This is a genomic window from Plantactinospora sp. KBS50, from assembly GCF_002285795.1.
Taxonomy (GTDB): Bacteria; Actinomycetota; Actinomycetes; order Mycobacteriales; family Micromonosporaceae; genus KBS50.
Window position 1 is genome coordinate 1,715,003 of the sequence record NZ_CP022961.1, and the last position, 21,040, is coordinate 1,736,042.

16 protein-coding genes and 2 pseudogenes are annotated in these 21,040 nt (G+C 71.8%); 13 read left to right on the forward strand and 5 right to left on the reverse strand.

Going from position 1 to position 21,040, the window contains the following annotated elements:
* Positions 1-3: 3 nt before the first annotated feature.
* The 5 genes and pseudogenes from CIK06_RS32105 to rny form a co-directional block, all read left to right on the forward strand.
* A pseudogene (locus CIK06_RS32105) lies at positions 4-1,065 on the forward strand (recombinase RecA); the annotation flags it as partial.
* 6 nt (positions 1,066-1,071) lie between these two features.
* A pseudogene (locus CIK06_RS32110) lies at positions 1,072-1,521 on the forward strand (recombinase RecA); the annotation flags it as partial.
* 32 nt (positions 1,522-1,553) lie between these two features.
* On the forward strand, positions 1,554-2,267 hold the full coding sequence (locus CIK06_RS07825) for a regulatory protein RecX (protein WP_095564265.1): 714 nt from the start codon (positions 1,554-1,556) through the stop codon (positions 2,265-2,267).
* Positions 2,268-2,277: 10 nt separating this feature from the next.
* A complete protein-coding gene (locus CIK06_RS07830; RefSeq protein ID WP_095564266.1) occupies positions 2,278-3,129 on the forward strand; it encodes a 3-keto-5-aminohexanoate cleavage protein in 852 nt (283 codons plus the stop codon).
* Positions 3,130-3,773: 644 nt separating this feature from the next.
* Complete coding sequence (gene rny / locus CIK06_RS07835) at positions 3,774-5,549, forward strand: ribonuclease Y (RefSeq protein ID WP_095564267.1); 1,776 nt, start codon at positions 3,774-3,776, stop codon at positions 5,547-5,549.
* 177 nt (positions 5,550-5,726) lie between these two features.
* Here the strand turns inward: rny and CIK06_RS07840 are convergent, their stop codons facing one another.
* From CIK06_RS07840 to CIK06_RS07855, 4 genes are all read right to left on the reverse strand, one after another.
* A complete protein-coding gene (locus CIK06_RS07840) occupies positions 5,727-6,695 on the reverse strand; it encodes an amino acid ABC transporter permease (protein WP_095564268.1) in 969 nt (322 codons plus the stop codon).
* Positions 6,692-7,399, reverse strand: a complete 708-nt coding sequence (locus tag CIK06_RS07845; protein ID WP_095564269.1) for an amino acid ABC transporter permease — start codon at positions 7,397-7,399, stop codon at positions 6,692-6,694. Before CIK06_RS07845 ends, CIK06_RS07840 begins: the two co-directional genes overlap by 4 nt.
* A gap of 67 nt (positions 7,400-7,466) precedes the next feature.
* Positions 7,467-8,345: a glutamate ABC transporter substrate-binding protein gene (locus CIK06_RS07850; protein ID WP_095564270.1), complete on the reverse strand. Its 879-nt coding sequence runs from the start codon at positions 8,343-8,345 to the stop codon at positions 7,467-7,469.
* 68 nt (positions 8,346-8,413) lie between these two features.
* Positions 8,414-9,160, reverse strand: coding sequence for an amino acid ABC transporter ATP-binding protein (locus CIK06_RS07855; protein WP_095564271.1), 747 nt, complete (start codon positions 9,158-9,160; stop codon positions 8,414-8,416).
* Between the two features lie 258 nt (positions 9,161-9,418).
* Between CIK06_RS07855 and selD the strand changes: the two genes are divergently transcribed.
* Together selD and CIK06_RS07865 are read left to right on the forward strand one after the other, a co-directional pair.
* A complete protein-coding gene (gene selD, locus CIK06_RS07860) occupies positions 9,419-10,411 on the forward strand; it encodes a selenide, water dikinase SelD (RefSeq protein WP_095564272.1) in 993 nt (330 codons plus the stop codon).
* A gap of 193 nt (positions 10,412-10,604) precedes the next feature.
* Complete coding sequence (locus CIK06_RS07865) at positions 10,605-11,087, forward strand: hypothetical protein (protein WP_095564273.1); 483 nt, start codon at positions 10,605-10,607, stop codon at positions 11,085-11,087.
* 314 nt (positions 11,088-11,401) lie between these two features.
* On the opposite strand, the gene CIK06_RS07870 is transcribed toward CIK06_RS07865, so the two are convergent.
* Positions 11,402-11,635 carry a DUF2277 family protein gene (locus tag CIK06_RS07870; protein WP_095564274.1) on the reverse strand — a complete coding sequence of 78 codons (234 nt, stop codon included), beginning with the start codon at positions 11,633-11,635 and terminating at the stop codon, positions 11,402-11,404.
* Positions 11,636-11,822: 187 nt separating this feature from the next.
* Between CIK06_RS07870 and CIK06_RS07875 the strand changes: the two genes are divergently transcribed.
* Genes CIK06_RS07875 through fxsT form a run of 6 tightly spaced genes read left to right on the forward strand, consistent with a single transcriptional unit; the run spans position 11,823 to position 21,025 of the window.
* Positions 11,823-12,005, forward strand: coding sequence for a hypothetical protein (locus tag CIK06_RS07875; RefSeq protein WP_157756642.1), 183 nt, complete (start codon positions 11,823-11,825; stop codon positions 12,003-12,005).
* A 20-nt stretch (positions 12,006-12,025) separates the two neighbouring features.
* Entirely contained in the window at positions 12,026-14,413 is a 2,388-nt protein-coding gene (locus CIK06_RS07880; protein WP_095564276.1) for an FxsB family cyclophane-forming radical SAM/SPASM peptide maturase, read from the forward strand.
* A 7-nt stretch (positions 14,414-14,420) separates the two neighbouring features.
* Positions 14,421-15,200 (forward strand): aminoglycoside N(3)-acetyltransferase, encoded by a 780-nt coding sequence (locus CIK06_RS07885; RefSeq protein ID WP_232534072.1) that lies wholly within the window; start codon positions 14,421-14,423, stop codon positions 15,198-15,200.
* A 5-nt stretch (positions 15,201-15,205) separates the two neighbouring features.
* Entirely contained in the window at positions 15,206-15,925 is a 720-nt protein-coding gene (locus CIK06_RS07890) for a TIR-like protein FxsC (RefSeq protein ID WP_157756643.1), read from the forward strand.
* A complete protein-coding gene (locus CIK06_RS07895; RefSeq protein ID WP_095564278.1) occupies positions 15,922-17,166 on the forward strand; it encodes a TIR-like protein FxsC in 1,245 nt (414 codons plus the stop codon). Before CIK06_RS07890 ends, CIK06_RS07895 begins: the two co-directional genes overlap by 4 nt.
* Positions 17,156-21,025 carry an FxSxx-COOH system tetratricopeptide repeat protein gene (gene fxsT / locus CIK06_RS07900; RefSeq protein ID WP_095564279.1) on the forward strand — a complete coding sequence of 1,290 codons (3,870 nt, stop codon included), beginning with the start codon at positions 17,156-17,158 and terminating at the stop codon, positions 21,023-21,025. Before CIK06_RS07895 ends, fxsT begins: the two co-directional genes overlap by 11 nt.
* Positions 21,026-21,040: the final 15 nt, after the last annotated feature.

Sequence of the window (21,040 nt, forward strand, 5' to 3'; positions counted from 1 at the left end):
TGCATGTCGTACTCGACCAGGGTCACCCTGGCCGACGGCCGGCAGGAGAAGATCGGCAGGATCGTCAACCAGCGGATGGACGTCGAGGTCCTCTCCTACAACCCGGACACCGACCGGGTGGAGCCGCGGCGGATCACGAACTGGTTCAACAACGGGCCGGCGGAGAGTTTTCTTCAGTTCACGGTGGCCAAGGCGGGCGGCAGCGGGCGCGCGCGGTTTGCCGCCACCGCCAACCACCTGATCCGTACCCCCGGAGGGTGGCAGGCCGCCGGTGACCTGATCGCGGGTGACCGGGTGATGCTGGCCGAGGAGCGCCGGCTCGGCGAACAGCAGTGGCAGGTCGTGCTCGGCTCGCTGCTGGGTGACGGCAACCTCTCGCCCGGCCGGAATGGGCGGTCCGGGGTTCGTTTCCGGCTCGGACACGACGCCCGCCAGGCGGCCTATCTCGACTGGAAGGTGTCGCTGCTGGGCAACATTTCCGTGTCGCGCCGGGTCGATCCGCGCGGCGCTGTGCTCGCCGACTTCACGCCGTTGCCCGAGCTGGACGAGTTGCACCGCGCGGTCTATCTCGGCGACGGAAGGAAGCACCTCGGCTGGGATTACCTCAAGGCGCTGACCCCCCTGGCGCTCGCCGTGTGGTACATGGATGCCGGGTGTTTCACCGACCGCTCCACGGGGGTGCGGCAGCGCGCCGATGATGGATCCGGTCGGATCGAGATCTGCGTCGAGACGATGTCCGAGGGCAGCCGGGAGCGGCTTGTCGACTATCTCCGTGATGTCCATGACCTGGACGTCACGCTGATCGCCAACGGGGTGCGCGGCGCCGCCATCGTGTTCACGGCGGCGTCCTCGGCCCGGTTCCACGAATTGACGGCCCCCTACGTCCCTGCGGCCATGGAATCGAAGCTTCCGCCGCGTTTCCGGGGACGGTGCACGGTCGAGCCTCAGCTCGCCGCCGCCGAGTTGGCCCCCGTCCCGGCTCGGGTTCTGGACGTTCGGGTGAAACCGAAGGGGCGGTCCATGAACCGGTTCGACATCGAGGTCGAGGGCAACCACAACTATTTCGTCGACGGCGTCATGGTGCACAACAGCCCCGAGACGACGACCGGTGGGCGGGCGCTGAAGTTCTACGCCTCGGTCCGGTTGGACGTGCGCCGCATCGAGAGCCTCAAGGACGGCACCGACGTGGTCGGCAACCGGACCCGGGTCAAGGTCGTGAAGAACAAGGTCGCCGCGCCGTTCAAGCAGGCCGAGTTCGACATCATGTACGGCAAGGGCATCTCCCGGGAGGGCTCGCTGATCGACGTGGGCGTGGAGCAGTCGATCATCCGCAAGTCCGGCGCCTGGTACACCTACGACGGGGACCAGCTCGGGCAGGGCAAGGAGAAGGCCCGGGAGTTCCTGCGCGAAAACCCGGACGTGGCCGCCGAGATCGAGAAGAAGATCCTCGAGAAGCTGGGCGTGGGCACCGGCGCCGGCGACGCCGCCAGCGGCCCCGAGTTGCCGCCGGTGGACTTCTGAGGGCGGCTGAGGGCGAGCGGAGCGGTTGACGCATGCCCGGAAGACGTGGTGCCCGCACCGGCCGGGGTTGGGACGCCTCCCCACCCCGGCCGCGCCGGCCCCGGGGAGACGGTCGGGCAACCGGCGGTAGGGCAACCGACGGCCGGCCGGCCGACAGCGGGCCGGCCGGCGACGATCCGCCGCCCCGCGACGAGGCGGAGGTGGCCCGGGAGATCTGCCTGCGCCAGCTCGCCGTCCGCCCGCGCACCCGGGCGGAGCTGGCCACCGCGTTGGCCCGGCGCGGGATATCCGAGGAGATCGCCGACACGGTGCTGGACCGGTACGGCGAGGTCGGCATGATCGACGATGCCGCGTTCGCCCGGGCCTGGGTGAGCAGCCGGCACGCGGGCCGTGGCCTGGCCCGCCGGGCCCTGGCCAACGAGCTGCGGCAGCGTGGGGTCGACCGGGAGGTCGCCACCGAGGCGCTGGGTGAACTGGACGAGTCGACCGAGGCCGAGACCGCGCGGGCGCTGGTGGCCCGGAAGTTGCGTACCGCCCGGGGCGAGCCGGACGCGATCTTCCGCCGGCTGGTCGGGATGCTGGCCCGGCGGGGCTATCCGCCACAGGTGGCGATCCGGGCCGTGCAGGACGGGCTGGCCGCGCAGAGCGCCGAGGCCGCGGAACTCATGGACCAGATCGACGCGGACGCGCTGGCCGACGCCGAGTCGGGGGAGGGCGACCGGGACGGTCGGTACGGTTCGTCGTAGGGGGTGCGCGGTGCTGAAGGTCTGTCTCAACGGCGGCCGGAGCCGGCGGGAACATCCGGCCGTTCCGGTCACCGGAGCCGAACTGGCCGCCGACGCCGTGGCCTGTGTGGCGTCCGGCGTGACCGCCATCCACCTGCACCCGCGTGACCACGACGGCGCCGAGACCCTGGCCGCGACCTTCGTGGCGGAGTCGGTGGCCGCGGTCCGGGCCGCCTGCCCCGGCACGCCGATCGGAATCAGCACCGGCGCCTGGATCGTCCCGGAACCCGCCGCCCGGGTCGCGGCCGTGCGCAGTTGGGTCACCCTGCCGGACTTCGCCTCGGTCAACGCGCACGAGCCCGGTGCCGAGGCGGTGGCGATGGCCCTGCACGAGCGGGGGATCGGGGTGGAGGCGGGGTTGTGGACGCCGGACGCGGTGGCGGCGTACCGGCGGTGGCGGGTGCCGGTGCACCGGGTGCTGCTGGAGTGTCTGCGGCCGGATCCGGACGGCGCCACCGCGCAGGCCGAGGAACTGTTGGCCGCGCTGCGGGCCGGCGGCCCGGATGCCGCCGCCGACACCCAACCCGCCGACACCCAACCCGCCGACACCCAACCCGCCGACACCCAACCCGCCGACACCGACACCGCCGACACCGACACCGCCGAGCCCGCGGAGACCGGGACCGGCGCCGCCGCGGAGCCGGAGCCGCCGGTGCTGCTGCATGCCGAGGGTCCCGGCACGTGGCCGGTGCTGGCGCTGGCGGTGCGGTACGGCCTGCACACCAGGATCGGGCTGGAGGACACCGCCGAACTGCCGGACGGGTCCCCGGCACCGGACAACCTCGCGCTGGTCGCCGCGGCCGTGGCCCTCGGCGCCCGCTGATCAACGGTGGCCCGTGGTACGGGCGGGACCGGCGGGTCGAGCGGGACGATCGGGGCATCGGGAAACGGCTGGTCGATCATGACTCCTTGACCGAACGGCCCCTTGCGACCTAGCCTCGCCTACAAAGGTGAGAACCGCCCGACCAGTGCAGGCAACGCGCACAACATAGATCGCATAACAGTACGACAACACTTCGGCCAGCTCAGCGGCCAGATTACTCGCCCCGGACGGGCCGGTCCGGGGCGTGACGACATCGATGTCGGCCCCCGGCGACGCGGCAACCCCGCGCCGTTCGGTGGCACCTACCCGCAGCCGCTGCCCAGGTCGGGCGTCTCCAAGCGCAAGGCGGACCGGAGGCCTACCGCTTCCGGTGCCGCGTCGTGGAGGGAGGCGGCCATGACCTGGTGGCAGCAGGGCCGTGATTCAGACGTGTCGACCGGCGGGAGCCGGATCCGGAAGACAACCGACGGCGTCGTCGGTTGGCCCGGCCGCGACACCGGTAGCCCGCACCTCCGCGTACCCGGACCTCCCCGGGCCCTCGCGCACCGGCCGGGCGGGTGCTCCGGGACGCCGGCCGTCTCCCGCGCCGCGCTCCGGCCGCACGCCCGGATGGCGGCGCCAGCCCTGGCCGGCGGAGCGGCCCGATGAGCGCACTGGAATGGGTACTGCTGCTCGCGATCGCCCTGCTGGCGGCGGTCGTGGTGGTGGCCCTCGTGCTCAGCGTCCGGATCATGCGGCGGATCGGCTCCGGACGTGCCCCGGCGGCGGCCGAGGATCCGGCGTTCGCGGCCGAACGGGACCGCCAGGAGCAGTCCCTGGCGGCGCTCCGGGAAGCGGCCGACGAGGCGTCCTCCTCCGTCGACGTCGCGAAGTCCGCCGCCGCGGCCGCCCGCGCCGAGGCCGCGGGCGCCAAGGCCGAGGCGAACGCCGCGCGGGCCGAGGCACGCCGGGTGCTTGAGGCGGCCCGGGCCGAGGCGGACAACGTCCTGGACCGTGCGCACCGGCAGGCCGAGAGCGACGCCGAGCAGGTACGCGCGGCGGCCCGGCGCAGCGGGGAACGCGAGGTCGCGATGCTGGCCTCCACCACCCGGGAACAGGCCGCCGAGGTGGAGCGGCGGGCGCAGCGGATGGACGAACGCGAGCGGCTGCACACCGAGGAGGTCGAGCGGCTGGCCGAGCGGGAGCGCCGGCTCACCGTCGCCACGGCGGAACTGGCCGCCCGGGAGGCCGCGCTGACCGTCCGGGAGGAGGCGCTCGCGGTCGGCGAGGAGGCGTACCGGCGGGAGCTGGAGCGGATCGCCGGGCTCACCGCGGACGCCGCCCGGCAGGAACTGGTGGAGGCCATCGAGGGCCAGGCGAAGCGGGAGGCCGCGATCCTGGCCCGGGACATCGAGAGCGACGCGCGGGCCACCGCCGAACAGCGCGCCCGGCACATCGTTGTGGACGCCATTCAGCGGGTGGCCAGCGAACAGACCGCGGAGAGCGTGGTCAGCGTGCTGCACCTGCCCGGCGACGAGATGAAGGGCCGGATCATCGGCCGCGAGGGCCGCAACATCCGGGCCTTCGAGTCGGTGACCGGAGTCAACCTGATCATCGACGACACCCCGGAGGCGGTGCTGCTGTCCTGCTTCGATCCGGTGCGCCGGGAGGTCGGCCGGCTCACCCTGGAGAAGCTGGTGCTGGACGGCCGGATCCATCCGCACCGCATCGAGGAGGTCTACGACCACGCCCGGCAGGAGGTCGCCGGCCTGTGCCGGCGGGCCGCCGAGGACGCGCTGGTCGAGGTGGGCATCACCGAGATCCACGACGAGTTGGTCACGCTGCTCGGCCGGCTGCGCTACCGCACCTCGTACGGGCAGAACGTGCTCAAGCATCTCGTCGAGACCGCGCACATCGCCGGGATCATGGCATCGGAACTGCGGCTGGACGTACCCACCGTCAAGCGGGCGGCGTTCCTGCACGACATCGGCAAGGCGCTCACCCACGAGGTCGAGGGCAGCCACGCGATCATCGGCGCCGACCTGGCCCGCAAGTACGGCGAGAGCGAGGACGTGGTGCACGCCATCGAGGCGCACCACAACGAGGTGCCGCCGCAGACCATCGAGGCGGTGCTCACCCAGGCGTCGGACGCCTGCTCCGGGGGCCGTCCCGGGGCTCGCCGGGAGAGCCTGGAGGCGTACGTCAACCGGCTGGAGCGGATCGAGGAGATCGCCGGCGGCAAGTCGGGGGTGGAGAAGGTCTTCGCGATGCAGGCCGGTCGGGAGATCCGGGTGATGGTCAAGCCGGACGACGTCGACGACATCGCGGCCGCCGTGCTGGCCCGGGACGTGGCCAAGCAGATCGAGGAGGAACTGACGTACCCGGGGCAGATCCGGGTGACGGTGGTCCGGGAGTCCCGGGTGACCGAGATCGCCCGCTGACGGTTGCCGGCCGGTCCGGTTTGGTGGGTGGGCCGGTTTGGTGGGTGGGCCGGGAGCCCGCCCACTCTGGGCGGTCAGGCTTGATCCCGTCGTGGGCGGGCTCCCGGCCCATCTCGACGGGTCCGGCCCATCTCGACGGGTCCGGCCCGGCCGAACGCCTCGGACGGCGGCTGGTGCTCAGGTGGTGGTGCCGGCGACGGCCTCGGTCTCCAGTTCGGTGCCGGCGGCGCCGGTTCCGGTGGCCGCGGTGCGCCGGCCGCGGGAGAGCCGCTGCTGCACGTAGTGGGCCAGCTTGGACAGCGAGTAGTTCACGGCGATGAAGGCCGCGCCGATCACCAGGTACACCTGGATCGGGTTGCCCAGCACGCCGATGACCTGCTTGGCGATGTTCAGCGTGTCCTCGTAGCTGATGATGAAGCCGAGCGAGGTGTCCTTGAGGATCACCACGAGCTGACTGATCAGCGCCGGAAGCATGATCCGGTACGCCTGCGGCAGCAGGACGAGCCGGGTGGTCTGGAACGGTGACAGCCCGATCGCGGCGGCGGCCTCGGACTGTCCGCCGGGCAGCCCCTCCATGCCCGAGCGCAGGATCTCGGCGATGACCACCATGTTGTAGATGGTCAGGCCGAGCACCAGGTACCACAGGTTGTCGAGGCTGACACCGAACTCGGGCAGGCCGCGGGCCACGAAGAAGATGGTGAGCACCACCGGCAGGCCGCGGAACACCTCGACGCAGAACCGGGTGACCACCGACAGCAGCCGGCTCAGCCAGCGAAGGGCGAGACCGACCGGCACGCCCACGCCGGTGAACCGGCGCCGGGTGAGGCCGCGCAGTTGCACCCGCAACACCGCCAGCAGGGTGCCGCAGACCAGCGAGGAGACGATGGCCAGCACGGCGGCGATGGCGGTGCGGCGCAGGCCGGTGCCGAGCCGTTGCCACACCTGCGCGAAGTACTCGTTGGAGGGGTCGACAAGCGGTCCCCACAGCTCCATCGAGAACTGGCCCTTGTCGTCCAGCGGACGGTAGATCAGCAGGTAGGCCAGCAGCACCAGCAGGACGGTGGCGATGACGCTGCTGATCCAGGTGATCCGGCGCTGCCGCGGCCCGGGTGCGTCGTAGAGGACGCTGGTCTGCTGCTGGCTCATCGGGCCACCGCCTGTCGCTTCTCCAACCGGTCGAGCAGCATGCCGAGCGGAACGGTCATGATCAGATAGCCGATCGAGACGCCGATGGCCACCGGGATGAAGGCGTGGCCCTCGGCCGAGGTGAGCTGGTCGGAGGTCTGTGCGAGGTCGCCGACCACGCCGAAGAAACCGGCGAGCGCCGAGTTTTTGATCATGGCGATGATGACCGAGCCGAGCGGCACGACCGCGGCCTTCCATGCCTGCGGCAGCACGACGTGCCGCAGGTTCTGCCCGAAGGTGAGGCCGAGCGACCGGGCGGCCTCGGCCTGGCCGGCGGACACCGCGTTCACCCCGGAGCGCAGCGCCTCGCAGACGAAGGCCGCCGTGTAGACCACGAGCGCGATCACGACGAACCGGAAGTACGGCAGATCGGTGCCGAGCCGGCGCATCACCGTGTCCAGCCCGGGGACCCGCAGGAAGTCGGCGTTCGAACCGAGCGCCGGCAGGCCGAACGCGGCGAAGAACATCACCACGGTCAGCGGTACGTTGCGGAAGATCGTCACGTACGCCGTGCCCACCGCGCGCAGCGGCGGGATCGGCGAGATCCGCAACACCGCGACCAGGGTGCCCAGGATGAGCGCCCCGATCGCGGCGAGCACGCAGATCTGGAGGGTGACCCAGAAGCCGCCGACGAAGACGTCGAACCTGTCGACCAGGACGCTCACGCCGTTGCCTCCATGTATCGCCCTCCAGATCCGCGTGCTCAACCCTGCCGTGGGTGCCGGTACCCGATCAGTACCGGTTGAGGGTGGGCGGGTCGCCCAGGGTGGCGCCGAACTTGCCGGCGGTGTCGTCCCACGCCTTCTTCCACGATCCGTCGCCGAACGCCTTCTCCAGCACGTCGTTGATGAAGTTGCGGAAGTCCGTGTCGTCCTTCTTCACCCCGATGCCGTACGGCTCCTTGGTGAAGTTGTCGCCGGCCATCTTGAACGACGCCTCGTCCTTGGCGATGTAGCCGAGCAGGATGACGTTGTCGGTGGTGACCGCGTCGACCTGCTGACCCTTCAGCGCGTCCCGGCACTTGTCGTACGTGTCGAAGAGCACGAGCTGGCTGGCCACGTCCTTGACGTACTTCTTGATCTCCTCGGCCGGGGTGGAGCCGGTGACCGAGCAGACCTTCTTGCCGCCGTCCTTGAACGAGTCCGGCCCGGTGATCGAGCTGTCGTCCTTGCGCACCATGATGTTCTGCCCGGCCTCGTAGTACGGCCCGGCGAACGCGACGCGCTCCTTGCGGGTGTCGTTGATCGTGTACGTCGCCGCCACGAGGTCCACGGTGCCGTTCTGGATGACGTCCTCGCGGACCTTGGAGGGCGTCTCGACGTACTCGATCTTGCTCTCCGGGATACCCAGCTCCTTGACGATGAGCTTGGCGATCTCCACGTCGAAGCCCTCGGGCTTGCCGGACAGGCCCTTCTGGCCGAAGCCCGGCTGGTCGAACTTCGTGCCGACCTTGATCGCCTGGGCCTTGTTCAGCCGCTCCATCGTGCTGCCGGCCGGGAAGGACTTGTCGGGGTCGGCGCCGCCGCTCCCGCTGTCGTCGCCGCCGCAGGCGGCCACCCCGAACGACAGTGCCGCGACCGCGGCCAGCGCTCCAATCCGCGTCATTCGCATGTGCTGCAACCCTTCTTCGGCGGAACGTGCCGACCCGGATCCGGGCCGACACGCTCCACGGTGGACAACTAGTGGGTCAGGATCTTGGAGAGGAAGTCCTTGGCCCGCTCGCTGCGCGGGTTCGCGAAGAACTCCGAGGGCGGGGCGTCCTCGACGAGTTGCCCGTCGGCCATGAAGATGACCCGGTTGGCGGCGTGCCGGGCGAAGCCCATCTCGTGCGTGACCACCACCATGGTCATCCCGTCCCGGGCCAGTGAGGTCATCACGTCCAGCACCTCGCCGACCATCTCCGGGTCCAGCGCGCTGGTCGGCTCGTCGAAGAGCATCGCCTTGGGCTGCATGGCCAGCGCCCGGGCGATCGCCGCCCGCTGCTGCTGGCCGCCGGAGAGCTGCGCCGGGTACTTCTCCGCCTGGTTGGCGATGCCGACCCGGTCGAGCAGGGCCATGGCCCGCTCCCGGACCGCGGCGGGCTTCTCCTTGCGGACCTTGATCGGACCGAGCGTGACGTTTTCCAGAATGGTCTTGTGGGCGAACAGGTTGAACGACTGGAAGACCATGCCGACCTCGCTGCGCAGCCGGGCCAGCGGACGGCCCTCGGCCGGCAGCGGCTGGCCGTCGAAGGTGATGCTGCCGGAGTTGATCGGCTCAAGTCGGTTGATGGCGCGGCACAGTGTCGACTTTCCGGAACCGGACGGACCGATGACCACGACGACCTCGCCCCGATCGACCGAAAGGTTCACGTCCTGCAGCACATGCAGCGGGCCGAACCACTTGTCGACCGCTTCGAGCACGATGAGCGGTTCGCCGGTCGTCACCGTTGTTCTCCCGTTCTGTCGGTCGCCGTCCTGGTCGCCGTCCGCCCGTGCCGGTCCGGGGATGGCCGGGGCGCCTCACCTGTGTGCGCAACTGTAGGCGGGACCGCGTTCCAGCACGCCACCAGAGAGGTCACGGAGCAATAACACCAGGCGGGTGCAAGCAACCCCCGGGCGTCCGCGTCCGGCGCCGGGCCGCCGTCCGGTCCGCCGGGGCGACGGGCAGGATGGAACCGTCCGCGTACGCGGAGAGGAGCGGCGATGGAAGCGGTCCGACTGACGCAGTACGCCCGGGGTGGCGGCTGCGCCTGCAAGATCCCGCCCGGTGAGCTGGAGGCCGTGGTGGCCGGGCTGGGCATCCCGACCGGCGGTGACCGGTCCGACCTGCTGGTGGGGACCGAGAACGGCGACGACGCCGCGGTGGTCCGGCTGGACGAGCGGACCGCCGCCGTCGCCACGGTGGACTTCTTCACCCCGGTGGTGGACGACCCGTACGACTGGGGCCGGATCGCCGCCTGCAACGCCCTGTCCGACGTGTACGCCATGGGCGGTACCCCGCTGGTCGCGCTGAACCTGCTCTGCTGGCCCCGGGACGTCCTGCCGATGGAGATCGCCGGCGAGGTGCTGCGCGGCGGCTACGACCTGGCCCGGCAGGCCGGCTGTCACCTGGCCGGCGGGCACAGCGTGGACGACGACGGCCCCAAGTACGGCCTCGCGGTGACCGGGCTGGTCCGGCCGGACGAGATGATCACTCTGGACGCGGGCCGGCCGGGTCTGCCGCTGTCGCTGACCAAACCGCTCGGCGTGGGTGTGCTCAACTCGCGGCACAAGGCGACCGGCGAGGTCTTCCCGGCGGCGGTGGCCGCGATGACCACGCTCAACCGGGACGCGGCCCGTGCGGCCGTGGCGGCCGGCATCCGGTGCGGCACCGACGTGACCGGCTTCGGCCTGCTCGGGCACCTGTCCAAGCTGGCGCGGGCGAGCGGCCTGACCGCGGTCGTGGACCGGGCTCGCGTTCCCTATCTCGACGGGGCGCGGGCGGCCGTGCGGGACGGCCACGTCAGTGGCGGCACCAAGCGCAACCTGGCCTGGGTGCAACCGTGGACGGAGTTCGGCGACACCCCGCAGGAGGACCGGCTGTTGCTGGCGGACGCGCAGACCTCGGGCGGGCTGCTGGTCGCCGGCGAGGTGCCCGGCGGGGTGGTGATCGGCGAGCTGCGGGCGCGCGGCGAGGCGATGCTGGTGGTCGGATAACCGACCCCAGGAGTGCCGATAGCGGACAATTCAGGCTTAAATGGTCACAGACCGGTAACTTCGCCCCAGTCGGACGCCGCGGACCCGCACCATCGTCTCAGGAGGCGAACCGTCCGGTTCGCGGGGGGAGGGCCGGCCGAGCCCGTACGCGGGCTCGCCGGTCCGGCAGGCACCAACGAAAGGTGGGGGCGGCATGACCGAACTCTGGAACTGGAAAGTCGACGACGACCTGGTCCGGGTGGAGGTCTACCAGGCGTTGGCCGAGTCACTCGGCCGGCCGGTGGTGCCGCTCGGCGCCCACGACCCCGGTCGGATCCCGATCGGCGCGGTGCTGGCCGACGTGTGGTGCCGCCCCGGCGAGTTCGCGCTGTCCATCGACTGCTACGGGCCGCCGGCGGGGCTGGTCGAACACGTCGCGGTCGCGGCGCTGTCCCGCCGGCTGGATCGGCGCTGCCTGCTGGTGGACGACACCTACGACGGCGGTCGCCACCTGCTGATCGGCCCGGACGGCACCGTCCGGCCGGTGCACTTCGACGTGCTGGAGACCGACGACGGCGAGGTGCTGAGCAACCAACGGCTGTGCAGCACGGCGGAGCCGGGATGCCGGGGCTGGTCGCTGTGCGGGCAGTCGCGCTGGGCGCCGGACTCGGTGCTGCCGGCCCTGGTCGCGGCCTGACCCGTCGCGACAGGTGCGGGCGACCGTCGCGACAGGTGGGGTGGGGTGGGGCGGGAGCCCACCCACTCCGGACGGTCAGGCTTGATCCCTTCGTGGGCGGGCTCCCGCCCCACCCACGATCCCGTTCCGGGCGGTCAGGCTTGATCCCTTCGTGGGCGGTCTCCCGGCCCGCCGACGGTCCCGTTGCGGGCCGTCGGGCGTGATCCCTTCGTGGGCGGTCTCCCGGCCCGCCGACGGTCCCGTTGCGGGCCGTCGGGCGTGATCGCCGCGTGGTTGCGCCGTCGACCCCGGCTTCGGCCTTGGCCTGGGGCGGATCAGTGGCCGGTTGGCCTGGTCGCGGCCGGTCGGCCGACCACGAGCTGATCGAGCAACTCGGTGGTGGCGGCGGCGATCGCACTCACGGCGGCGTCGAACGCCGCGGCGTTGTGCGGCGCCGGCCGGCGGAACCCGCTGATCTTCCGCACGTACTGCAGGGCCGCGGCCTCGACGTCCGCGGGCGTCACCTGCTCGGCGTACGGCTCACGCAGCGTCTTGATGCTCCGGCACATGTCTCCTCCTCGTCCCCTCGCGACCGGCAGGCCGCCGGGCCCGATGCCGGGCCGGGAGCTGCCATTTCGATCCTGTCATGGGCCGGTGACATAACGTCGAGAACTCTCTATCCTTGCCAGATAGGGAGGCCGGCGGCTGTCCCGGCCGCGCCTCGTGCCGTGCGTCTCGGCCCAAGGGAGAATTATCGTGGACCACGCCGGAGCCAAGCCGTCCCATCTCGCAGCCCTGGACCAGTTGCTTCGCACCCCCCTTGCCCGACTCGCGGTCGAGCGCGAGCACGGGCTGGACGCCGTGCTGACCCGTATCCGCAGCCGTGAGTCGGAGCGGACGGACGCGCTGCCGGCCGGCGGCTTCAACTCCTGCATCTGAACCGGTCGCCGGGTGGGCCGGTGGGCTCCCGGGTCTTCACCCAATACGTGCTCAAGGTGCACAGCCGGTGCGATCTGAGCTGCGACCACTGCTACATCTACGAGCACGCCGACACCAGTTGGCGTCGCCGCCCCCGGGTCATGGCGCCCGAAGTCGTCCGCATGGCGGCGGGCCGGATCGCGGAGCACGCCCAACTGCACCGGCTGTCGCGGGTACATGTCGTCCTGCACGGCGGTGAACCCCTGCTTCTCGGACCGGACCGGTTGCGCGAGGTGCTGGCCGAGTTTCGGGCCGTGATCGGTCCGGTCGCCCACCTGGACCTGCGGATGCAGACCAACGGCGTGCTGATGACCAGGCGGATCTGCGACATCCTGCGCGAGTACGACGTCCGGGTCGGGGTGTCCCTGGACGGCGACCGGGAGGCCAACGACCGGCACCGGCGGTTCGCCACCGGCGCCAGTAGCCACCAGCAGGTGCGGGCCGCGCTCGCGCTGCTCCGGGAACCGGTGTATCGGCGCTGTTACGCCGGCATCCTCTGCACCGTCGACGTGCGCAACGACCCGGACCGGGTGTATGACGCGCTGCTGGCCGAGTCACCGCCCCGGATCGACCTGCTGCTGCCGCACGCCACCTGGGACACGCCCCCGCACCGGCCGCCGGGAACAACGACCCCGTACGCGGACTGGCTGCACCGGATCTACCAGCGGTGGATCCGTGACGACCGACCGGTACCGATCCGGCTGTTCGACTCGCTGCTCGCCACCGCGACAGGCGGGCGGAGCGAGACCGAGGCCGTCGGGCTCGAACCCGCCGACGTGCTGGTGGTCGAGACGGACGGAGCCTGGGAACAGGCGGACTCGCTCAAGACCGCGTACGACGGTGCGCCGGACACCGGGTTGCACGTGTCGACCGACCCGGTCGACCGGGTGGCGCGGCACGCCGGCCTGCTCGCCCGGGACGGTCCGGCCAACCTCTGCGCGACCTGCCGGAACTGTCCGGTGATGCACCGCTGCGGCGGCGGCCTCTTCGCACACCGCTACCGGACCGGGGCAGGCTTTGCCAATCCGTCGGTCTACTGCCCGGACCTCCTGGCGCTGATCTCGGCGATGGATCGCACGCCGTCGACGAGCCGAAACCGGGCCGGCGGGTCCGGGCAGCGGCCACCGCCGGAGGCGGCCGAGGCGGATCTGATCCCGCTGCTCGATGACCTGGCCGGCGGGTACGGCACGGTCGCCACCCTGGAACGGCTCCGCGCCACCCAGCTGTCGATCACGCGGGCGCTGCTGGCGACCCTGGCCGGTGACGCCGGACCGGCGGTACGGCCCGTGGTGGAGCAGGCATGGGCGGTGCTGGACCGGCTGGAAAGCGACGCGCCCGAGCCGCTGCGGGACGTGCTCGGGCATCCGTTCATCCGGCCGTGGCTGGTCCGCGGCCTGGCCCGGTGGGACGGGTCGGGTGCCTCGGCCGACCCGGAACCGGCCGCCCGGCTGGCCGCCCTCGCCGCCGCGGCGGCGGTCCGGGCCGACCGGCCGGCGGAACTCGTGGTACCGGTCCGGGCCGGCATGGTTCACCTGCCGACCGTGGGACGTTTCGAACTCGGTCCGTCCGCCCCGGCCCGGGTGACCCTGGCGATCCGACCCGGCGCGCTGGAACTGGTCCGGTCACCGGGGACCAGCTCGCTCGTCAGCACGGGTCGGCCGGATCCGGCGCTTGGCTGGCGGCCCGCACCGCGGGTGTCCACGGCGGGGTGGAACGTGGTCATCGAGGATGTCGACCCGGATCGGGACTGCTTCGAACTTGCGGCCGGTCCGTACCTCACCTACGAGGGCCAGCGGACGTTCGGACGTACGCTCGCGGCGGCGCTGGCGCAGCTGCGCCGCGACGTCCCGGGGCACGTACCGGCGTTACGCGCCGGTCTGCGCGCGGTGGTCCCGCTGCGACCGGAGGCGGCCGTGCCCCGCCGTGCGCGACCTGGCGCGGGACTGCCCGGCGCGTTCGGTGCGGTGGGGGTACCGACGACGCGGACCGGTGGGCTGGTGCCGCTGATCCGCAGTTGGCAGCACGGCAAGCTGGCCGCGATGCAGGACCTGTGCGATCTCGTCGCGCCGCAGCGCAGCGCGCCGGTGGCCGTTCCCGGCCACCGGCCGGGAACGGCGCTCGACCTGCTGACCGAGCTGTACGCCTGGCTCGGTCTGGCCGCCGGCCGGCCCGGACGCCCCGAGCAGCCCGGACGCCCCGAAAGGCCCGGACGCCCCGAAAGGCCCGGACGCCCCGAAAGGCCCGGACCGCGCTGGGCGGTTGAGACAGCCGAGGCCCTGCTCGCCGCCGACGTGCTGACCGGGCACGGCGTGCGCTTCGTCAGCGGAATGCGGGAGACGCTCGGTGCCGGGCGGCCCGCCGCCGGGTGAGCCGGCCGTGCTCGTCACACAGCTGCGGTCGCTCGGCCTCGACAGCACACGGACGGTCCTGGTGCACTGCTCGATGCGGCGGCTGGGTCGGCTCGCCGGCGGTCCCGTCGACCTGGTGCAGGCACTGCGAACCGTGCTCGGTCCGGACGGCACGATCGTGGTGCCGACCTTCACCGAGGGCAACTCGCTCAGCTCCCGGGCGTACCGGTCGGCCACCCGCGGGCTGAGTCCGGCCAGCAGCGTCGACCACCAGTCCCGGATGCCCGGCTTCGACCGGCGCAGTACTCCCTCGGAGGGGATGGGTGCCTTCGCCGAGACGATCCGGCGGAATCCGGCGGCGCGGCGCAGTGCCCATCCGCAGAGTTCGTTCGCGGCGCTCGGGCCGTCCGCCGCCGGAATCACCGACCGGCACCCGCTGGACTGCCACCTCGGCGAGCGGTCGCCGTTGGGCCGCCTGTACGACCTGGACGCCCATGTACTGCTGGCCGGCGTGGGATTCCAGGTGTGCTCGGCCCTGCACCTGGCCGAGTACCGCCTGCCGGCGCCCGGCCCGGCGCGGCGGACGTACACCTGTTTCCAGGCCGAGGCCGGCCGCCGGGTCCGGCGCGAGTTCACGGACATCGAGCTCGACGACAGCGACTTCGGGTCGATCGGCAGGCGACTCGACCTGCTGCCGTTCGTCCGGCGCGGACCGCTGGGCCGGGGGACCGCCCGGCTGCTCCCGTTGCGTCCCGCCGTCGACTTCGCAGTCGGCTGGTTGACTGTCCACCGCACTTCTCAGCCTTGACGCCCATGCCTAGGCTCGAAGTGCGGGGCGACCGCCGGGACGGAAGAGTATGCGACGTGGATGCTGCGGAGTTCACCGTGGATCCGCGAGCGCCGCTGTTTTTTCTCAGCTACGCACACACTCCGGACGGCCGTCGCGGGCCGGCGGCGCTGGAGCCGCACACATTCGTCCGCCGGCTCTTTGAGGACCTCTCCGTGCATGTCGGGGAACTGGTCGGCCGGCCGGCGGGTGCTGATCCGGGCTTCATGGATCTCTCAATGAGCGGCGGCGAACGGTGGACCACGGAATTGCTCACGGCCGCCGGAACCTGCCAGGTGTTCGTGCCGCTCGTTTCCCGATCCCTGCTGCTCAGCACCTGGTGCGGCATGGAGTGGCACGCCTTTTCCCGCCGCAAGGTGGTGCCCCGCGAAGGGCGCCCGTCCGGTCACGAGACCGGAATCGTTCCCGTGACGTGGCTGGCGACCGATCCCGGGCCACTGCCCACGGTCGTCGGCGACATCCAGCGATTCTCCCCGACCAACCTGCCGGATCCGCAGATCGTGCGGCAGTACCAGCGGGAGGGCGTGTACGGCCTGCTCACCATGCAGATGGAGAACGCGTACCGGGCCGTGGTCTGGCGGCTGGCGCAGCGGGTGGTGGCGGTCTACCGCGACTACCGGGTGGAACCGCTGATCCCGCCCAGCGCCGCGGAACTGCGCAACGTATTCGCTAAGGAGCAGGAATGACCGGGCCGAACGGGCCGGGTACTGCGGCGGCGCGGTCCCGGCATCGGACGTACTTCTTCCTCAGCTACGCCCACTCGGCCCCGACCTCGGACGCCGTCCGGACCGACACCGACCCGTGGGTCGGGCAGCTGTTCCTGGACCTCTCGGCGGAGGTGAGCCGCCGGGCACGCCCGGGTGGGGGTACGGACACCGGATTCTTCGACCAGCACATCCCGCTCGGCGTCGACTGGAAGGTCGCGTTGGCCGATGCGCTGAGCGCGGCCGAGGTGTTCGTGCCGCTCTACTCGCCCGGATACTTCAGCAGACCATGGGCGTTGGGTGAACAGAAGTCGTTCCGGAGTCGACTCGCCGAGGCGGATGTCGCGGACGCCGCGGAGCGGCTCGTGCCCGTGCTGTGGATCCCGCTGCCGCCCTGGGTGGAGCACCCGGAACTGGCTCCGGCGCTGCGGCTCGGCGAGGACATTCCGGAATACTCCGAGAACGGCCTGCGTGCGCTCTGCATGCTGGCGGCGTACCGGGAGCCCTACGAGACCCTCCTGGGCCGGCTCGCCGAGCGGATCGTGGCGGTCGCCGAGCGGGCTCCGCTGCGTCCGTCGCGGGCTCCGGCGCTGGCCGAGATGGCGCCGGGTGACGTCGCCTCCGACCCGGCGTTCGCGGTCGCCGTGCTGGCGCCCACTGTGGTCGACGGCCCACCGGAGGGCCGGTACGGCCGCACCGGCGTGCACTGGCGGCCGTTCGTCGAGCAGCGCGCGCTGCCGGTCGCCGAGTACGCGGCCAGCACGGCGGAACGGCTCGGGCTGCCGACCCGGATCGTCGACTTCGCCGACGCCGGTCCACTGCTGCGCCGCTGTCCCGCGGTGGTGCTCACCGATCCGTGGTTGGTCGCCCGGCCCGGCGGTGTCCAGGCGATCCGGGCCGCCGCCGAGGACCTTCCACCCTGGGCCATGCCGCTTGTGGTTTCCGACGGGGCGGATCAGTCGGAGACCACGCGCGCCACCGACCTTGCCGGCGCGGCCGTCGCTATGCTGCGGGACGCGGGCATCCGGCAGGCCCGTCAGGTGCACGGCATTCGCGAGTTTGTCGAGCTGATGCCGGTGCTGGTGACCCAGGCACGGCGGCAGTACCTTCGGCACTTTCCCATGCAACCGTCCGGTAATCCGCCGCCGGCGAACCGGCCACGCCTCGGCTACGCCGACCCCTCGCCCTATTCCGACCCACCTGGGAGCACCGATGCCCGCTGAGCGCGAAGGCCAGGTAGTCACGTTCTACTCCTTCAAGGGCGGCACCGGCCGAACCATGGCGGTGGCCAATGTCGCCTGGATCCTTGCCGCGAACGGCAAGCGGGTGTTGGTGGCCGACTGGGACCTGGAGTCACCCGGACTGCACCGATTCTTCGCCCCGTTCCTCAACCTCGACGCGATCGAGGGCACCGGTGGAGTCATCGACCTGATCCGGGACTACGAGTGGGAGGCGGCGCGGGAAAGACAACTGGAGCACCAGGAACAGCGGCCGGACCACTGGATCGAACGGTACGCGCGGGTCAACCGGCACGCCTTTTCGCTGCGGTGGGACTTTCCCGGCGGCGGTGGCCTGGACTTCCTCTCCGCCGGCCGGCAGAACAACGACTACGCGGTCACCGTCGGCGGGCTCGACTGGGACACGTTCTACAACCGGCTCGGTGGGGCGGAGTTCTTTGAGGCGCTGCGCGCCGACATGAAGCAGAATTACGACTACACGCTGATCGACAGCCGGACCGGGCTGAGCGACGTGGCGGACATCTGCACGCTGCACCTGCCGGACACCTTGGTGGACTGTTTCACCCTGAGCGACCAGGGCATCGACGGCGCCGCGCGGGTCGCCGGCTCGGTGCGGGACCGGTACAAGCTGCGGGACATCCGGATCCTGCCCGTACCCATGCGGGTCGACCAGGCGGAGAAGGAGAAGGCCGAGGCCGGCCGGGCGTTGGCGATGCGGCGGTTCGCCGGGCTGCCGAGCGCGTTGTCCGACGCCGACCGGCGACGGTACTGGGCGGCGGTCGAGGTGCCCTACCGGCCCTTCTACGCGTACGAGGAGACGCTGGCGACCTTCGGCGACCCGCCCGGCTCCCGGACCTCGCTGCTTGCCGCCTTCGAGACGCTGGCCGCCTACATCACCGACGGCGAGGTGAGTTCACTTCCGCCGATGGACGAGGCGCTGCGTCTTCGGGAGAAGGCGCGGTTCGAGCGGCGGGTCGACGTGGCCGACGACGAGATCGTGTTGCGACACGCCCCCGAGGACGCGCTGTGGGCGGAGTGGATCGAGCGGGTGCTGGTTTCGGCCGGCGTACGGGTGGTCACCGCCGGATCCGTGGACGGTGCCGGGGCCGGTGGTCCGTCGCAGACCCTGACCGTCGTCTCGCACGCCTACCTGGGCGTCGACTCCGCCACCCTGCCCGCCCGGGATCCGGCCGGCCAGACCGTCCCGCTGGCGGTCTACGTGTCCGACCTGCGACCGCTGGCGGAGTTTCCCGCGCACGCCTCGACCTTCCTGGCCGGCCTGTCCGCCACCACGGCCGCCGATCGGCTGCTGCGACTCGTCGGCCGTCCCGGACCGGTCCCGCTGAACCAGGCGGCCGGTCACGGGATGCGGTATCCGGGCACGGAACCGGCGGTCTTCCGGGCGCCGGTCCGCAACGCGCGGTTCACCGGGCGCGACGACGACCTCGCCCAGTTGCGGGGCCAACTGCGCTCCAGCGGCAGCGCCGTGGTGTTGCCGGTGGCGTTGCAGGGCATGGGTGGCGTGGGCAAGACGCAGCTCGCGCTGGAGTACGTGCACCGGTTCAAGTCCGCCTACGATCTGGTGTGGTGGGTGCAGGCCGACCCGCCGGAATTCGTGGACACGTCGCTGGCGGACCTGGGGTCGAGGCTGGAACTGCCCGTCGAGCCCGCTCTCCTTGAGACCGTGCGGGCGGTCCTGCAGGCGCTGTCCCGCAACGAGCCGTACGAACGGTGGCTGCTCGTCTACGACAACGCCGAGGAGATCGAGCGGGTGGCCCCGTTCCTGCCGCAGGGCGGCGGGCACGTGCTGCTGACCTCCCGCAACCGTGGCTGGGGCGATCACGCCACGCCTGTCCCCGTCGACGTCTTCGACCGGGCCGAGAGCGTGACGCATCTGCGGCAACGGGTCACCCAGATGACGGCCGAGGAGGCGGACCGGGTGGCGGAGACGCTTGGTGACCTGCCCATCGCGGTGGCCGCGGCGGGCGCCTGGCTGGCCGACACCGGTACGCCGGTGGGCGAGTACCTCCAACAGATCGAGCGGCACGGGCCGAGCGCACTGTCGGTCGAGGCGACCTGGGATCTGTCGATCAACCGGCTGGCCGAGCAGGGGCCGGCGGCGTACCGGCTGTTGCAGCTCTGTTCGGTCCTGGCTCCGGAGATCGCCCTCGAGATCATCTACAGCGACGAGATGGCCGAGCAGATCGTGTCGATCGACCCCTCGGTGTCCGAGCGGCTGGTCCGGGGCGCCCTGGTCCAGCAGATCAACCGGCTGGCCCTGCTCAAGCTGGACGTGCAGGGCGGCCAGATCCAGATCCACCGGCTGTTGCAGGCGGTCGTCCGGGACCGGATGTCCAGTCAGGAACAGGACGCCACCCGGCACCAGGCGCACCTGGTGCTCGCCGGTTCGCGTCCGGCCGGCGAGGTCGACAATCCGGAGACCTGGCGCCGTTTCCGGGCCATCTGGCCGCACCTGGAGATTTCCCGCGCGGTCAACTGCCCGGACGAGGGCGTCCGGCAGTTGTTGATCGACCGGCTGCGCTACCTCTGGCGCCGCGGCGGCCTGGCCCAGGCCGAGGAGTTCAGCCTCCGGGTGGAGGCAGGTTGGGAGGCGATGCTCGCCGGCATGACGGATCCGCGGGAGATCCACGGGCTGCGACGCCAGCTTCTGCACCTGCGCAACCACCGCGCCAACGTGCACCGTGACCAGGGCCGGTACGAGGTGGCGCGGCAACTTGACCAGGCGGTGCTGGACGAGCAGCGGGAACTGATCGGCGTCCGGCACCCGCACATCCTGATGACCTCCGGCAGCCTCGCGGCCGACCTGCGGGCGCTGGGCCAGTTCTCCGCCGCCCTGGACCGGGACCGGGTCACCTACGCCGCCTGGTCGGAGATCTTCGGCGAGGACCATCCCCGCACCCTTGCCGCCGCCAACAACCTGGCAGCGTCGCACCGGGCGGTGGGCGACTTCCGGGCGGCGCGATCCCGCGACGAGGAGGTGCTGCAACGCCGGCGCATCGTGTTGGGGCCGACCAACCCGTACACGCTGCACTCGGCGTCCATGCTCGGCCGGGACCTGCGGGAGGCGGGCGAGTACGAGAAGTCCGTGTCGTTGCTGCGGACCGTCTACGACAGCTACTGCGAACTGCTCGGACCGGACAGCGCCGCGGCGTTGGTCGCGCTGGCCAACCTCGCCGCCTCCGTCCGGGCCGCCGGACGTCCGGGTGAGGCGGCCCCGCTGCTGGACGCGGCCTACGAGACGCTGCGCGACCGGTTCGGGGCCGGTACCCCGGACGCCCTGTCCTGCCGGCTCAGCCGGGCGGTGAACCTGCTGGCCATCGACGACCTCGAAGGCGCGGAGAGCGAGGCGAGGGCGGTGGCCGACGCGTACGAGTCGAGCCTCGGTCCCGAACACCCGCACACCCTCGTGTGCGTCAACAATCTGGCGGTCGTCTACCGCGGGGTCGGGCAACCGGCCCAGGCGAGGCGACTGGCGTTGCGGGCCGCCGAGGACCTTGACCGGGCGCTCGGCCCGGATCACCCGTACACACTCGCCGCCGCCACGAACGTGGCGGTGTGCCTGCTGGAGTCGGCGGAGGTGGCGTCCGCGCGGGCGATGTTCGAGGATCTGGTGGCCCGTGCCTCCGCCACGCTCGGCCCCGACCACCCGGACACCATCCGGTGCCTGGGCAACCTGGAACTCGCCGACCGGGCGGCCGGCGGGATGGCCCGGCACGAGGCGGCGGAGCGGCTTGCCGCGCTGCTCGGGCCGGAGCATCCGACGGTGACGACCCTGCGCAGGGGCTCGCCGGTGCACCGGACTTTGGACCCGCACCCGTACTGACCGGCGGGCTGTTCC